We start from the raw sequence: 15,074 nt of genomic DNA, 5'->3' as shown, positions 1-15,074 counted from the left end.
CTGAAATAAATCAGACTCTAAATCTAAATCTCAATAATACTTCCTATATCGATTATATTACTTTCTGTTAAAAACTCAAAATTTTCATTATTAGCTTCTAAAAATTTTATAATTTTATCTTTTGATGAATGCCCTTCTAATACACCTGTAAAAAACAATCTATCTCCTACTAAACCTGTCGCACCGCCAATAAAACCATATTCAAAATTTCTAAGCTCGATTTGTTTGTGCTCAATCAACAATATATTTGAAATATTTTTTAATTTTTCATAAATTCCAACGTCTGAAGTTATTAGACACCTTTTACCAACTGCAAGATTGCATTTTGTATAGCCTTGTTTCACATCTATTAATTTAAATCCCCTATTCTTATAGAAATTTAAAATCTCTTTGTCTGTAAACTTTAAGTTGTGTATAAAAAAATCTCTATACACTGCAAAATTTAACTTTACATGGTTTGGATATGGGCTTTCAATATTTTCAATTGGAATTATTTTTTTGTTCTTAAAAATATTTGAATAGTACTCTATATTTTGTGAATCCACAGCAATGGTTTCTTCGTCCAACTTTCTTATTAGAATGTCAGGGTGTGCATCTATCCCCTCATATATTTTTGAATTCGGAAGTGTGGTTACAACTTCACCATAATTTTTTAATTTATTCTTAATTGTTTCGTTTGTATAGTAATCTACAACTATCATTTATCTCATCATCTCATACATCAATATTGAGCCCGCTACGTTTACATTCAACGATTCAATGTTTTGAGTTTTTATATATATTTTTCTGTCGGCCAAACTTGAAATTTCTTTTGAAACTCCCTTTGCTTCATTCCCCAAAACTAATACAGTATCTTTTTTAAATTCAAAGTCTTTGGATATTTCTCCACCGTTTACATCTGTGACTATAATTTCAAAAAATTTTTCTCTGAGTTTTAAAACTTCTGCTTTATCTTTTAAAATGTGAATTTCGGTTCTAAAGATGGATGCCATTGTTGAGCGAATGAGTTTTGGATTGTAGAGTTCAACACACTCCGGTGTCATAATAAGCTTAACTCCAAAACCGTCTGCACTTCTTATTATTCCACCAACGTTTCCAGGATCTCTCACATCGTCAAGCAATATATATTTTCCATCTCTTATACTTTCTATTCCCCTACTGTGAATTTGTTCAAAATATGCTATCACACCTTGGGAATTAACTGTATCTGAAAGGCCTTTAAATATTTTATCTGCTATTATATAAATTTCAGCTTTTATATTTAACTCCAAAAGCTCTGAAAATTTAGATTCGCTCACAGCTATAAATTTTGGAATTTTATATTGAAGAGCTTCATTTAAAACAACGAAGCCCTCTATATAAAATAAATTCTCTTTATCTCTGTATTTTTTTTGTTGTAGTGATTTTAAATATTTATAAATTTTATTTTCTTTGCTATTTATATTTATCATATTTTATTCAACTTCTCTATTGAAACTCTCAACAAATCCTTGTTCTTGTCATATTTTTGAATTGTATCTAACAAAAATTCTGTAAGCTCTTGTGTTGATTCACTACTCATAGCTCTTCTAACCGCCCAGTTAAATTCCATTTCTTCTTCATTCAATAGTAGCTCTTCTTTTCTCGTACCTGATTTAAAGATGTCAATTGCAGGGAAAATTCTCTTTTCAGACAGCTTTCTATCTAAATGGACTTCCATATTTCCAGTTCCTTTAAACTCTTCAAATATTACATCGTCCATTCTTGAGCCTGTATCTACTAGAGCAGTCGCCAATATTGTAAGCGAACCACCCTCTTCAATATTTCTTGCAGCGCCAAAAAATCTCTTAGGTTTGTGTAGAGAAAGCGGGTCAAGTCCACCGGATAGTGTCTTTCCACTTGCCGGAGTTATTAAGTTATAGGCTCTTGTAAGTCTTGTAAGTGAGTCGAGCAAAATTATTACATCTTTTTTCTGCTCTGCTAATCTCTTAGCCCTCTCTATTGCAGCTTCAGCAACCTTCGTATGATTTTTAGGTTGTTCGTCAAATGTAGAATATATTACTTCTCCTTTTACAGACCTCATCATATCTGTAACTTCTTCCGGTCTTTCATCTATTAGTAAAACCATCAAATGTGCTTCAGGATAATTTTTAGAAATTGAGTGTGCTATTTTTTTCAACAATGTAGTCTTACCACTCTTTGGTTGAGATACTATAAGCCCTCTCTGTCCTTTTCCTATTGGCGCTATCAAATCAATCATTCTTGTTGCAGTATCTTTTGAATCGCTTTCAAGAATGTATCTTTGGTTTGGATAAATCGGAGTTAAGTTGTCAAAATAAGGTCTTTTTACAATCTTGTTAGGCTCTATTCCATTTACTGATTTAATATATATTAGTGCATTATACGATTCCCCTTCTTTATCAGGTCTTGGCACCCCTACTATTTCATCCCCGTTTCTAAGTTTAAATCTTCTAATTTGACTTGGAGAAACGTATATATCTCCCTCTCCAGGAATATAATTATTTACTCTTAAAAACCCATATCCGTCTTGATATAAATCTAGGATACCGCTCACATAATTTATATCTTCCATATCTTCGATTATCTCTGTAGCATTGTCTGATAAGTCAGAAACATCTATAGTCTCTTTCTCATTAGTATCTTCTGAAATAAAATCTTCACAAAATTCATTAAATTCTTCTACATCTTGGTCTGATTGGATGTTTAAAATTTTATCTACTATTTCTTGTTTTTTTAATGTATATGATTTTTCTACTCCAAGTTCATCTGCCATTTCTCGAAGTTTTATAAGTGTCATGGAATTAAGTTTGGACCTGTTTATATCTTGATCTGATAAGTTAACTTGAGTTTCTAATATGGTTTTAATCAATTCTTCTTTCTTTAATTTATATGAGCTCTGTACACCCATATCTGTGGCTATTTTTCTTAAATCCACTAAAGATAACTTTTCTAAAAATTCTTCGTCATAGCTATCTATTATTGGCTTTTTACCACTTACTATATAATTATAATAGTCTCCACGGGTTAAAGACTTATGGTCTATTAGCCCCATGGAAACTGCTATATTTCTCAAATCTTCTATAGTTTTATTGTTTAATACTTCGCTATTGAAACTATTATTAGGCAATTTTCCCTCCAAATTATTGAGCATATTCAGGTTTTTGAGACAGTTTATGTTGTGATTTTACGTATCTTGCTGTACCGCTTGGAAGTCTAAGCACTAATGTTTCAGTAGTTGCAACATCTTTTGAAATGAATTTAACTGCATCTAAAAGTTCCCCTTTTGAAACTCCAGTTGCTGAGAATACAACTTCATCTCCCTTTACTAAATCATCTATTGTATAAATTTTATTTAAATCAGCATTTAAAGTTTTACATCTTTCAACTTGCTCTTCATCTGATGGCGCAAGTCTTCCTTGAAAATCTCCACCAAGACACTTGATTGCCGCTGCCGCTATTACTCCTTCAGGTGCTCCACCTATTCCAAGTAATAAGTCAACCCCTGAATCTTCAAAACAAGTTTCAACTGCAGTTATGATATCTCCTTCTGAGAAAGATTTTATCTTTGCACCAAGTGCTCTAACTTCATCTACTATTTTTTGATGACGTTCTCTATCTAATATTGCAACTGTTATGTCTTCAATATTTTTATCTAATGCTTTAGCTACTCTCTTTATGTTTTCAGTTGGAGAATCATTTAAATTGATACAGCCTTTAGCTTTTGGACCACATGCTATTTTATCCATATATACATCTGGTGCAAATAATAGACATCCTCTTGGTGCCATTGCTATTACAGCTATTGCATTGTTCATCCCCTTTGAAACTGCTGTTGTTCCGTCAACTGGGTCCACTGCAATATCAACCTTATCTGCATTTAATTTGCCTTCGCCAATTTTTTCACCTATGTAAAGCATAGGTGCTTCGTCCATTTCTCCTTCTCCGATTACAACTTCTGCATCAACTTCGATTTGGTCAAGCATTCTTCTCATAGCATCTACAGCTGCTCCGTCAGCTCCGTTTTTATCTCCTTTACCAAGCCATTTTGCCGCATTTATTGCCGCCGCTTCTGTAACTCTTGCTAAATTAAGCGCTAAATTTCTATTCATTAAAATTCTCCTTTTGTCTCAACTGTTTTAAAATCTTCTAAAAACTTCTCTATTCCTGAATTAGTTAAAGGATGTGAAAGCATTTGTTTGAAAACTTTGTAAGGTATTGTTGCAATATCTGCTCCAGCCTTCATACACTCTAAGACGTGGCCTGTGTGTCTTACTGAAGCTGCAATAACTTCTGTTTCAATACCATAAATATTAAAAATTACAGCTAAATCTCTGATAAGCTCCATTCCGTCTTGTCCTATATCATCAAGTCTGCCTATAAACGGACTTACATAGCTAGCACCGGCTCTTGCTGCCAGAAGTGCTTGATTAGCAGAAAATATCAAAGTTACATTTGTCTTTATACCTTCTTTAGATAATACTTTAACTGCTTTTAATCCTTCATCTGTCATTGGAATCTTAATTACAATATTGTCTGAAATCTTTACAAGTTCCATAGCTTGAGCAACCATAGTCTCTGCATCAAGGGCTGTTACTTCTGCAGAAATTGGTCCATCTACTATTTCAGTGATCTCTTTGACAACATCTTCAAAAACTTTTCCCTCTTTTGCTATTAAACTTGGGTTTGTAGTTACTCCTGAAACAACTCCCCATGAATTAATTTCTCTTATTTCTTCTACATCTGCAGTATCGATAAAAAATTTCATATATTTCTCCTCTCTAATAGCACAACACTTTGCGCCGCTATTCCTTCTTTTCTTCCTTCAAATCCCAATTTTTCAGTTGTTGTGGCTTTTACGGACACATTATCCACATCTGTCTTCAAAATTTTCGCCAATATAGTTCTAATAGCTTCTATATGATTTTTTAACTTAGGTTCTTCGCAAATAACTATAGAATCTAAATTCCCTATCATATAACCTTTAGATTCCATAACTTCAACAACTCTTTCTAGTAGGATTTTAGAATCTATATCTTTGTATGCCATGTCATTGTCAGGAAATAATTTGCCAATATCTCCCAAGGCAAGAGCTCCCAAAATTGCATCCATTATCGCATGTATCAAAACATCTGCATCTGAATGTCCCAAAAGTCCCTTTTCATATTCTATTTTCAGACCGCCAAGGAACAAATCCCTTCCTTCAACTAATTTGTGTACATCATACCCTATGCCTATCTTCATATGTCACTTCCTATTAATGCTTCAGCTAAAATCAAGTCTTCTGGAGTAGTTATCTTTAAGTTACCATAGTCATTCCAAACCAATTTAACTTTTCTTCCGGTTTTTTCCACCAAAGAACAATCATCCGTTCCATAATAGCCTTCTTGATAAGCTTGATTATAAGCACTCATCAAAACTTCTTTAAAAAACACCTGTGGAGTTTGCACTGCCCAAAGTTCATTTCTATTTGGAGTGTAGTCTACAGTTTTACCATTGTGAGAAATTTTTATAGTGTCTTTAACTGTATTTGCAAGAGTTGCAGCTCCTGTTTCAAAAGCCGCTTCTATAACTTCATCTATCTTAGATGGTTTAACTAGAGGCCTTGCTCCATCGTGTGTCAAAACTATTTTTGTATTATCTGGAATTTGTAAAAGACCATTGTAAATTGAATCCTGTCTTTCCGTTCCACCGTATACTATATTATAAGGTATATTTATTTTTAAGGTTTCCAATATGCCATTCAAATAGTTCAAGTCTGTATCCTTTATTATAATTGTCAAATGATCAATATATTTTGACTCCAATATCTTTTTTAATGTATGAGATAATATCTTATCCCCGCTTATTTCTAAAAACTGTTTATTTAAATCAGTTTTCATCCTTCTACCCATTCCAGCTGCTGCCACCATAGCGCTCACATATTGCCCATTTATCATCAGTCCAACACTCCCAGTGAATAATTTATTATATCTCCAGCTATAGGGGCTGCTATTTCTCCTCCAAATTTTTCAACGTTTTGAATAATTACTGCCACCGCAACTTCAGGGTCTTTTGCAGGTGCATATCCTACAAACCAAGCATTATACTTATCTGCATCCTTAGATATCTGCGCTGTCCCAGTCTTCCCTGCAACTTGAGCTCTTCTTATTTTGGCAGTTTTCCCAGAACCACTTCGCACTACATTCACCATCATATCACCTATCTGTTTCGCAACTTCCGGAGATACTGCTTCTGATAAAACTTGTGGTTCTCTTGTAAATATATTAGAACCTTCAGGTGATTTTATATTACTTACCAAGTATGGAGCCATCATCTTTCCCTCATTAGCTATTGCAGATGCTACCATACACATTTCTAATGGCGTAGTTAGAATATCTGCCTGCCCTATACCGGCACTCGCCAAAGCATGTTGATCCCAATTTGAGGAATTGAACGAAGATTTTGCAAGATAAGTTGTCTTTGTATTTAAATCAAAGTCCACTTTTTTATTCATCATAAATCTCTCTGCAACTTCTACAAATTTATCTTTTCCAACTTCTGCAACTTTATTTGCAAAATAAGTATTTACAGAATGAGTAAATGCTTTATTTAAATTAAGATCTCCATACTCTTTTCCACCTGCATTTTTTATTGCACGGCCCAAAATTTCTTCTTCTCCAGTATCTTTATACTTTTGGTCTATTCCAGATTCTATTATTGCTGCAGTAGATATTATCTTAAAAATAGAACCCGGAGCATATCCCCCTTGAATTGCATTATTAAAAAACGCACCATTATTTCGCTCAACTATGGCGCTATAATCAGAATCTATGTTTTGAATATTAAAGTCCGGATAAGACACCATTCCTAAAATTTCTCCAGTTTTCGGATTCATAACAACAGCTGCACCCTTTTCTCCACTTTCAGCTAATTTATCTCTTATATACTGTTGTATTTTAGTGCTTGTTGTCAATGTCAAATCATTTCCAACATCAGAATCTACTTTATTATTAAAGAATGCACGGATTGACTTCAATGTACCGGAACCTTCAATTCCCAAAAGTTGTTTACTATATGAGGCCTCTAACCCGGAACTGCCCTTAGTCTTACTTGAATACCCAACTACATGTGCATAGGCCCTTGGATGAGGATAAACTCTAGTATATTTATACTTTTCTCCTTCGGTTTGGGCTAGTACTTCTCCATTCCTATCTACTATAGTCCCTCGCTTCAAAGCCGCAACTTTAATTGCATCGCGTCTATTTGCAGGATGTTTTACAATTTCTTTAGCATCAAATATTGTAAAATAACTCAAATAAAATATCAAACCTAAGAACATTATAATAAGCCCCACAAGGACCACTAACATTCTCCTATTTTCTTTTATATTCATCTCTATCCCTCGTACTTATACGACATATCTTCACTTGTTACCTGTAGAACCCCAAGAGCTATGAAACTTGAAAGCATTGAAGAACCGCCATAAGATACAAACGGCAATGTCAAACCTGTCATAGGTATAAGTTTTATTACTCCGCCTATGTTTAAAAAGCATTGTACTGCAAATAAAATTCCAATGCCTATTGCAAGTATTCTGTAAAATTTAAATTCTTGTCTTATGCTTATTTTTACAGCTCTATATGCAAGCAATAAAAACAACATTATAATTCCAATTCCGGCAAATATTCCCATCTCTTCACATATAACCGGGAATATAAAATCCGAACTTCCAACCGGAACCAACTTAGGATAACCTAAACCAATTCCCTTACCAAAGAATCCCCCTTCAGCAATAGCAAATAGAGATTGAACTATTTGAGCTGAGCTCTTATATATGGTCTCAGGATTCCATGGATCTAACCAAATTCCTATTCTAACTCTCACATGTCTAAACAAAAAGTATCCTACAACACTACCCACTATAACTAAAAGAATATTTAACAAAATCATCTTTCTATCCTCTTCATATATAAATTGTATGCCTGAAAAAATTGAAAGAAATATCGCTGCTGTTCCCAAGTCCTTTTGTATAAAAAGTAGGCCTATTAAAAAATACACTACTCCCATCAACACAACAGATTTATACTTAAATTTCTTTGGTATTTTGTATTGATACTCTGTATAATAAGATGCTATTAAAAATACCAATACTATTTTTGTAAGCTCTGTAGGCTGTAATAAAACACTTTCACTAAGCTTTATCCAGTTTTTTGAACCCCCTCTTTCAACTCCAAACACCAAAGTTATAAAGAATAAAAATAAAGATATAGCCCCATAAAAATACGTCCAATTTTCTATTTTTCTAAGCGCTCTCATCACAAAATAAGTTATATAAAAAACTAATATACCAACTAATGCCCATACTAACTGTCTAAGTCCTAAATCAGGATTTAATCTGTATATGGTCAAAATTCCTATGGTTAAGAGCATGGAAACAATGAGGAAAATATAATTGTCCCCAGTTGATATCCTACCTAATATGAAATTTGAAATATAAATTACTGAAATTAGCCCAAAAAATAATATTACTATATATTTATCTACATGTTGGTTATTAAAAAAGAAAAGCAATAACACTGCTAAAATTTCAAATACTAGGAGTAGATTTCTTGGTTGATCAGATCTAAAAACTTTACTAATCATCTTCTACCCCCTGTCATCCACGAATAAAAGTTGTATGAATCCAACACCAATTTTATCCCCGTTTCTCAATTCTATTATATCGTGAACTTCCTCACCATTTAAAAAAGTGCCATTTGCAGAATTTAAATCTTCTAAGAAATAAACCCCATCTTCTTCCCTAATTTCAATATGTTCTTTTGAAACAAATTTATCTTTTATAGCAATATCACACTTTGAAGATCTTCCTATAACTGTAATACCCTTTAAAACGTAAAATTCATCCATTTTAAAATCTAAAGAATCTAATCGATTTACAACTTTTAAATAAGCTGCATCCATATAAGACCCTTTCATATCCATTTTTTTTATATCCATGTATATAAGTCTTATAATACTTAATAAAAATAAATATATTATAACTATGAATACATATCTTAAACCTTGTGAGATTATTTCAAACATTGTGCACCTCTATAAATTTCTATTAAATATAATATCATAAATGGAAATACTTTAAAACTATAACAATATTAATTAAAATCAAGCTTTTACCACTCAAAAATGTTAAAATTTAATTAGGTGATAAAATGATTATTGAAAAAATTGTATTTCTAAATAAAAATAAAAAATATGCCATATTTTTTAGCAATGGGACTAGTGTAGAAGTCGTTGAAGATACACTGGTCAAATTTAATTTATACAAAGGCATGGAAATAGAAGATGATGAAATTTCAAATATAAGAAAACAAAATCAAAAATTTGAAGCAGCAAATTCTGTATTTAGATATATACAAAATAAAAAAACAGTTAGAGAAGTTAAAGACTATCTCTCGAAAAAAGGTTATGATGAAGATATTGTTGAACTCACTTCCAATTATTTAATTGAAAAAGGCTATATTGATGATAAAAAATATGCCTCTGCTTTTGTTCACGACAAGCTCAAAATTAATAAATACGGTAGAAATAAAATCAAAAATCATTTATTAATGCATGGAATAGATAAAGATCTTGCCGAAATAGCCGTTCTTGATTTAGACGAAGATATTGAATTTGAAAATTTAAAACTCCATGCTCAAAAAAAATTCAATACTTTAAAAAAAGACCACAACACAAAATCAAAATTGATAAACCACCTTATTTATAAGGGGTATCAATACGATATGATAAAAGAAATTTTAAAAGAGTTTGACTTTAAATATGATAGATAAAAAATATTATGTATACCTATTAAAGTGTAGAGATGATTCTCTCTATTGTGGATACACTATAAACTTAGAAAAAAGAGTCGCTACTCACAACAATAAAACCGGAGCAAAATACACTCGTGCTAGAACCCCTGTAGAGTTAGTGTATTATGAAATTTTTAACACCAAGAGTGAAGCTTTAAAAAGAGAATGTGCTATAAAAAATTTAAGTAGGGATAAAAAAATTCTTTTAATAAAAAACTTTAAACCTTCAAAATAAAAAACTCCTGAAATTTTATCAGGAGTTTAATTTATCTTCCGTTTTGTATTATTCCAAAAATCAGGGCAACTAAAAGCGAAATAACGCCACTTGAACACCCTATTAAAAATATCGCTATCGAATTTACATTAGCTGGATTGAATAAATCATTTATTACAGAAAATAATACAAATATTCCTATTGTAATTAAAAAAATACCAGGTAAATACTTTGCAAACTTAAGCCTTTTAGCTACAACACTAATAGCAATTGTAACTGCTATAGTGATGACTATTGCATAAATCGAAAGCATTATAAATTCTGTATTTCCCCCAACAAGCTCCATAATTTTGGACATCTTACACCTCTAATTTGTATTTAATCTTTTTCTAACTTCAATTGAGTTATTTCCTACATATCTTTCAATCTGAACAATTTCAGAACCTTGTGGTATTTCTATAGAATATATTTTTTTCGAACCCAATTCTGCATTAACTATATTATAAATGTTCAAAGTACTATTTTCCATAGTTACAATAAATCTATTGTTAGATGAGATGACAGCATCTCTTAAATCAGGTAAATATGTTTTGATATTTTCAAACGGCATATTGAGCTCTGCTGTATGATCAAGAATTCTATTTATATCTACTCCCAAATCAAACCACACATCTTCTTTGTCTGAATCTCTATACGACATAAGACCAAATACAATAAACTTTCCATCTTTTCTCTTTATTCCAAAATTAACATCGTTTATATATCCTTCTTCACCGTATTTTAATGCTTGCTTTTTAAAAATTTTATCTCCATCATCAATTAATTTTGAAAAGGGAATAGCTCTATCTTTTTCAATATCAGCCGTATACTTAAAAACCAAACTATTTCTACCATCTATAGTCTCTTGCCTCAAGCTTAAATAGTCATCTGAAACATACATTATTTCATTAATTTCAGAATTTGAATCTATATTTTCTTTTTTTTCTTCTCCACTTTCGTTTATAAGTGTAACTTGTTTATTATTTTCATCTATGGATAATAACCCTTTATCAGTCGGAATTTTTAAACCTTTTGATTCTTCGACAGATTCTAAATCATCATTGTTGAATTTCAAATAAAAACTCCTGTACTTTATATTGTTTTCATTTTTATATTTTATTCCCAATAAAATACCATTATCTTTTGAATTTGCGTCAAGTTGTTCTTTTAAGTTTATAAGTTTTGATTCCCCTCTACTTTTTATACTTTCAAATTCCTCTTCACTGATATCTTCAGATACTCTTGATAGTTGTAAAAATACTCCGTCTAAATACACGTAGCTTTCATTTTCTTCAACCTTCAAAATCTGATAAACCAAATCTTTTGAGTTATATAAGTTGACAATAGTTAGTTTTTCTTTGTCAATACCCAATGTACTTGGTTCAATTTGATATTTTCTTTCCAAAAATTTCTCTGTATTTACCACCTTAGACCTTATTGAAGGATTTTCAAAATAATATCCATCTATTATAAAACCCCTATTGGAAAAATATACATCTGAGCCTATTTTATCTTTGTAATCAAAATATTCTCTATCATTTTTTATAAATATGACTTTTGTAACAGTCCAACTTCCATTTATTGGAGTTTTATTGATCTTTGGCTCAGTTATATTTCTCATATTAGTGTTTATAAAAGAGCATCCTGTAAGAGTCGTAATCATAAACAAAAATATTAAAATTTTAATTCTCTTCTTCATCTTTTTGTACCTTTACTATAGGAAGAGTTACCTTTACAGTAGTTCCAATATTTTTTTCAGAATATATATTTAACTCTCCTTGATGTAGATTGGCAATTTCATCAGCTATTGAAAGGCCTATCCCACTGTGACTTTTTGAATGTTTTCCCTTATAAAACTTTTCTTTTACATGTTGAATTTCGTCCTTATCTATTCCCTGTCCATTGTCTGTTATCAAAATTACTATAACATCTTCTAATACGTTTGACGTCAATCTAACAAACCCATCAGTTGCTGTAAATTTAATAGCATTATCTAATAAATTTATAAGTAATTGCCTTATCCTATTTTCATCTCCTATTAAAATTGCTTTCTCAGGGTCTATATTCGACTGAAATTCAATCTTATTAAGTTCTGCTCTAGGCCTCATTTGTTTTGCTATGTCATTTAGCACATCAGTAATATTCAAAGAGTCTTTTTCTAATTGTATTCTTCCTGAAATAAATCTGGAGAAGTCCAAAAGTTCTTCAACCATCTTAGACAATCTATCAGTTTCATTTTCTATTATATTCAAACCATCATTTATAAGAGTTCTCTCATCTTCTCTTGCACTTTTTAAAACTACAGCCCAACCTTTTATTGAAGTCAACGGTGTTCTAAGTTCATGTGATATTGATGATATAAAGTCATTTTTTATCTGTTCTCTCTTAATTATTTCTTCAGCCATGGAGTTTAACGTACTACCAATCTGACCAAACTCGTCCGGAGTATTTAACTCAGACCTAATTTTATATTGTCCATCTGCCATCTTCGTTGCAACAGAAATCAATTCTTTCATTGGCTTTACTATTGAGTTTGCCAAAATCAAACTCATTATAGTAGTTATTACAACCACAATAAGTCCTAAGCCGAGTATTCCAAGAGAAGTTTTTAATATTTCCTTATTAGGTTCTTCCAAAGAGCTTATAAATCTCAAATAACCTATGTCCATTCCAGCTGAATTTCTCAATTTTCCAGTCAATGCCATTACATTGTCATTTGTATAATTGTTTGAACCTATATAAGTTATTTTCGTTCCATTTTCAGCTGCTTTTACATCATAAGTAATAATTTTATCAGTTGGCATTGCCCCTATCGAATCATAGATTACATATTTGTCATTATTTAAAATCTGTACTTCTGAATTCGTATTAGCCCATAACATTTCTGTATCTTCTAAAATCAAATCTTCCAATGTCCTATCAGAATAAAATTTTTCAAATGAATCAATGGATAAATTGAGCCTCGAAGAAAGTTCATTTTCTATATTTGAATAATAAAAACTTCTAAATCCAAATATTAAAAATAAGCTTATTATAGCTATTGTTAGTATAATAATAAACAGGAAATTTCTTACAAGTTTTTTCCCTATTGAATACTTCAACTTACACCCCTGACCATCTATACCCTATTCCCCAAACTGTTTCTATATACACAGGTTTGGCAGCATTTTTTTCAATTTTGGAACGTAACCTTCTAATATTTACATCGACAATTTTAGAATCTCCGATAAATTCCTCTCCCCAAACCATTTTCAAAATTTCATCTCTCTTTAAAGCTTTACCCGGGTTTCCCATAAATATTTTCATTATTTGATACTCTGTTGGAGTTAAAATCAATTCAATATTATCTTTATAAAATCTTCTTGAATAAGTATCAAGTTTGAATGGGCCATCAATCATCATACTTTTTTCTGTATCTTCTATTTCAAGTCTTCTCTCTAAAGATTTTATTCTAAGTGTCAGTTCTGTAGGATTGAATGGCTTTGTCATATAATCATCTGTACCATACTGCAAACCCATTATCTTATCATAATCTTCAGCTTTAGCTGTTAGCATTATTATCCCAAGATCTGGAAATTCTTCTCTTAGCGTTTGGCATACTTCAAATCCGTCTATTCCTGGAAGCATAACGTCCAGAACAACAATTTCCGGCTTTACTTTCCTTGCTATACTTATTCCATCTTCTCCAGTTCCAGCTTCATATACATCATAAAACTCTCTTTCCAAGTTTATTTTAACAAATTTTCTAATGGATTCTTCATCCTCTACTAAAAGTATTTTCGTCATATTATACCTTCTTAAAAAATTCCCTTCTTTTTTATTTCAATTTTCACGGTTTTAGGATTCATTCTTTCTACTTTAAATTGTTCAGGAGATTCTATTTTAGGTGTTAATTCATAAACCCCCACTCCTAAATCCTTTAAGTTTAAAATTACTTTTACATCTTCTTTTTTTATATTTAAATCTTCTAAAACATTTTTTTGAACAAACTCAATGTTCAAACTGTCTATATCTGATATTACTTCTCTATCTTTTAAATTTTCAAATATTATATCTTCTTTAGAGAAATTAATACTAGTTTTCTTAGGTGTCAAATCTTCTGAAGACGCCACAATTTTTATATCTTTGTCTACAAGCCCAACTCCATCAGGGAGCACAAGTCCAACTTCAACTCTATTACCTACCAATCTTTTTACATCTACCGGTTGTGTAGTAAGTTCAGTTATGCCATTTATTACAGCTGAATTCCCCCTAATCATTACAGAACTTGGTTCTATAGAAAATGCTTGAGTGTCCATACCTTCTGGAATTTTACCTACAATATTTAATCTTATTGGAACAGTCATAGTCTTAAGCACTGGTACTTCAATATCTATTGAGCTTGGCGTTATAGATACATTTTCTATTTCTACTCCATCTTTATCGTAAGCTAATATTTCACCTGTTTTTACACCGCTATTAGACATACCTGTAACATCAACTTCAGAAACAATTTTTTCTATTCCATGAACTACACTTGAAGGACCTTTTACTTCAACTTTTTCCGAAGGCTTTATATTCCCAAGAACATATCCTTCTTCTAAATCTCCAATAGCCGATATAAATGCTTCCATTTTTTCATTTATAACTTCGTCTATCTTCACTGTAACTCTTGACGGATCCTTAGATACTACTCTAATTCCACTACTACTAGTATCCAAACTTACCTTTATCGGTATACTGCTTTCACCTTCTGAATATCCTGAAAGATTAACTGAAGCTGAAATATTTTCTCTATTCATTCTGCTTATTTCAGAAGTTTTCCCTGAAATAGAAACATCCGTTCTCAACTTCATATTTGAGACTATCGCTAAATTATGTTCTTTTATTTCAGCTAAATTTTCAAAACGCACATCTATATCTTTATAAGTTACAGTCCTCTCTGGATCTACTTCACTTCTAACATATGACCATAAAAAAAGTGAAAATATTATAGATATAAATTTAAACAT

17 protein-coding genes are annotated in these 15,074 nt (G+C 31.3%); 2 read left to right on the top strand and 15 right to left on the bottom strand.

What is annotated here, in order from left to right; all coding sequences use genetic code 11:
* Positions 1-23 precede the first annotated feature (23 nt).
* The 10 genes from DYE58_RS08545 to DYE58_RS08500 are packed head-to-tail and all read right to left on the bottom strand — an operon-like array spanning position 24 to position 9,063.
* Positions 24-701: a DUF6873 family GME fold protein gene (locus DYE58_RS08545; protein WP_004821402.1), complete on the bottom strand. Its 678-nt coding sequence runs from the start codon at positions 699-701 to the stop codon at positions 24-26.
* Positions 702-1,451 carry a TrmH family RNA methyltransferase gene (locus DYE58_RS08540; RefSeq protein WP_004821400.1) on the bottom strand — a complete coding sequence of 250 codons (750 nt, stop codon included), beginning with the start codon at positions 1,449-1,451 and terminating at the stop codon, positions 702-704.
* Positions 1,448-3,151 (bottom strand): transcription termination factor Rho, encoded by a 1,704-nt coding sequence (rho, locus tag DYE58_RS08535; protein WP_004821398.1) that lies wholly within the window; start codon positions 3,149-3,151, stop codon positions 1,448-1,450. The genes DYE58_RS08540 and rho overlap by 4 nt, the downstream gene beginning before the upstream one ends.
* A complete protein-coding gene (gene glpX / locus DYE58_RS08530) occupies positions 3,141-4,109 on the bottom strand; it encodes a class II fructose-bisphosphatase (RefSeq protein ID WP_004821396.1) in 969 nt (322 codons plus the stop codon). Before glpX ends, rho begins: the two co-directional genes overlap by 11 nt.
* Complete coding sequence (gene fsa, locus DYE58_RS08525) at positions 4,109-4,765, bottom strand: fructose-6-phosphate aldolase (RefSeq protein WP_004821394.1); 657 nt, start codon at positions 4,763-4,765, stop codon at positions 4,109-4,111. The genes glpX and fsa overlap by 1 nt, the downstream gene beginning before the upstream one ends.
* Complete coding sequence (gene ispF, locus DYE58_RS08520; protein WP_004821393.1) at positions 4,762-5,241, bottom strand: 2-C-methyl-D-erythritol 2,4-cyclodiphosphate synthase; 480 nt, start codon at positions 5,239-5,241, stop codon at positions 4,762-4,764. The genes fsa and ispF overlap by 4 nt, the downstream gene beginning before the upstream one ends.
* The gene (gene ispD / locus DYE58_RS08515) at positions 5,238-5,936 is read right to left on the bottom strand and encodes a 2-C-methyl-D-erythritol 4-phosphate cytidylyltransferase (RefSeq protein WP_004821391.1); all 699 of its coding nucleotides are present in this window, start codon (positions 5,934-5,936) and stop codon (positions 5,238-5,240) included. Before ispD ends, ispF begins: the two co-directional genes overlap by 4 nt.
* Positions 5,936-7,372 (bottom strand): peptidoglycan D,D-transpeptidase FtsI family protein, encoded by a 1,437-nt coding sequence (locus tag DYE58_RS08510; RefSeq protein ID WP_004821390.1) that lies wholly within the window; start codon positions 7,370-7,372, stop codon positions 5,936-5,938. Before DYE58_RS08510 ends, ispD begins: the two co-directional genes overlap by 1 nt.
* Positions 7,373-7,374: 2 nt before the next feature.
* Positions 7,375-8,622 carry an FtsW/RodA/SpoVE family cell cycle protein gene (locus tag DYE58_RS08505; protein ID WP_115312207.1) on the bottom strand — a complete coding sequence of 416 codons (1,248 nt, stop codon included), beginning with the start codon at positions 8,620-8,622 and terminating at the stop codon, positions 7,375-7,377.
* 3 nt (positions 8,623-8,625) lie between these two features.
* Positions 8,626-9,063, bottom strand: a complete 438-nt coding sequence (locus tag DYE58_RS08500) for an FHA domain-containing protein (RefSeq protein WP_115312206.1) — start codon at positions 9,061-9,063, stop codon at positions 8,626-8,628.
* 125 nt (positions 9,064-9,188) lie between these two features.
* On the opposite strand from DYE58_RS08500, the gene DYE58_RS08495 reads away from it, so the two are divergent.
* Complete coding sequence (locus tag DYE58_RS08495; RefSeq protein WP_115312205.1) at positions 9,189-9,809, top strand: regulatory protein RecX; 621 nt, start codon at positions 9,189-9,191, stop codon at positions 9,807-9,809.
* Positions 9,799-10,065 carry a GIY-YIG nuclease family protein gene (locus DYE58_RS08490; protein WP_115312204.1) on the top strand — a complete coding sequence of 89 codons (267 nt, stop codon included), beginning with the start codon at positions 9,799-9,801 and terminating at the stop codon, positions 10,063-10,065. Before DYE58_RS08495 ends, DYE58_RS08490 begins: the two co-directional genes overlap by 11 nt.
* Before the next feature lie 31 nt (positions 10,066-10,096).
* Here the strand turns inward: DYE58_RS08490 and DYE58_RS08485 are convergent, their stop codons facing one another.
* From DYE58_RS08485 to DYE58_RS08465, 5 genes are read right to left on the bottom strand one after another with little or no spacing between them, the layout of a single operon-like run.
* The gene (locus DYE58_RS08485; RefSeq protein ID WP_004821381.1) at positions 10,097-10,402 is read right to left on the bottom strand and encodes a hypothetical protein; all 306 of its coding nucleotides are present in this window, start codon (positions 10,400-10,402) and stop codon (positions 10,097-10,099) included.
* Positions 10,403-10,411: 9 nt separating this feature from the next.
* Entirely contained in the window at positions 10,412-11,746 is a 1,335-nt protein-coding gene (locus tag DYE58_RS08480) for a hypothetical protein (RefSeq protein WP_147285879.1), read from the bottom strand.
* A 19-nt stretch (positions 11,747-11,765) separates the two neighbouring features.
* The gene (locus DYE58_RS08475) at positions 11,766-13,184 is read right to left on the bottom strand and encodes a sensor histidine kinase (protein WP_115312203.1); all 1,419 of its coding nucleotides are present in this window, start codon (positions 13,182-13,184) and stop codon (positions 11,766-11,768) included.
* A 1-nt stretch (position 13,185) separates the two neighbouring features.
* On the bottom strand, positions 13,186-13,869 hold the full coding sequence (locus DYE58_RS08470) for a response regulator transcription factor (RefSeq protein ID WP_004821375.1): 684 nt from the start codon (positions 13,867-13,869) through the stop codon (positions 13,186-13,188).
* Positions 13,870-13,880: 11 nt separating this feature from the next.
* Positions 13,881-15,074 (bottom strand): CdaR family protein, encoded by a 1,194-nt coding sequence (locus DYE58_RS08465; RefSeq protein WP_172463328.1) that lies wholly within the window; start codon positions 15,072-15,074, stop codon positions 13,881-13,883.

The sequence above is a fragment of the Peptoniphilus indolicus genome (assembly GCF_900454665.1).
GTDB lineage: Bacteria > Bacillota > Clostridia > Tissierellales > Peptoniphilaceae > Peptoniphilus > Peptoniphilus indolicus.
The sequence above is the reverse complement of the archived record's forward strand: the minus strand, read 5'-3'. Positions and strand labels throughout refer to the sequence as shown.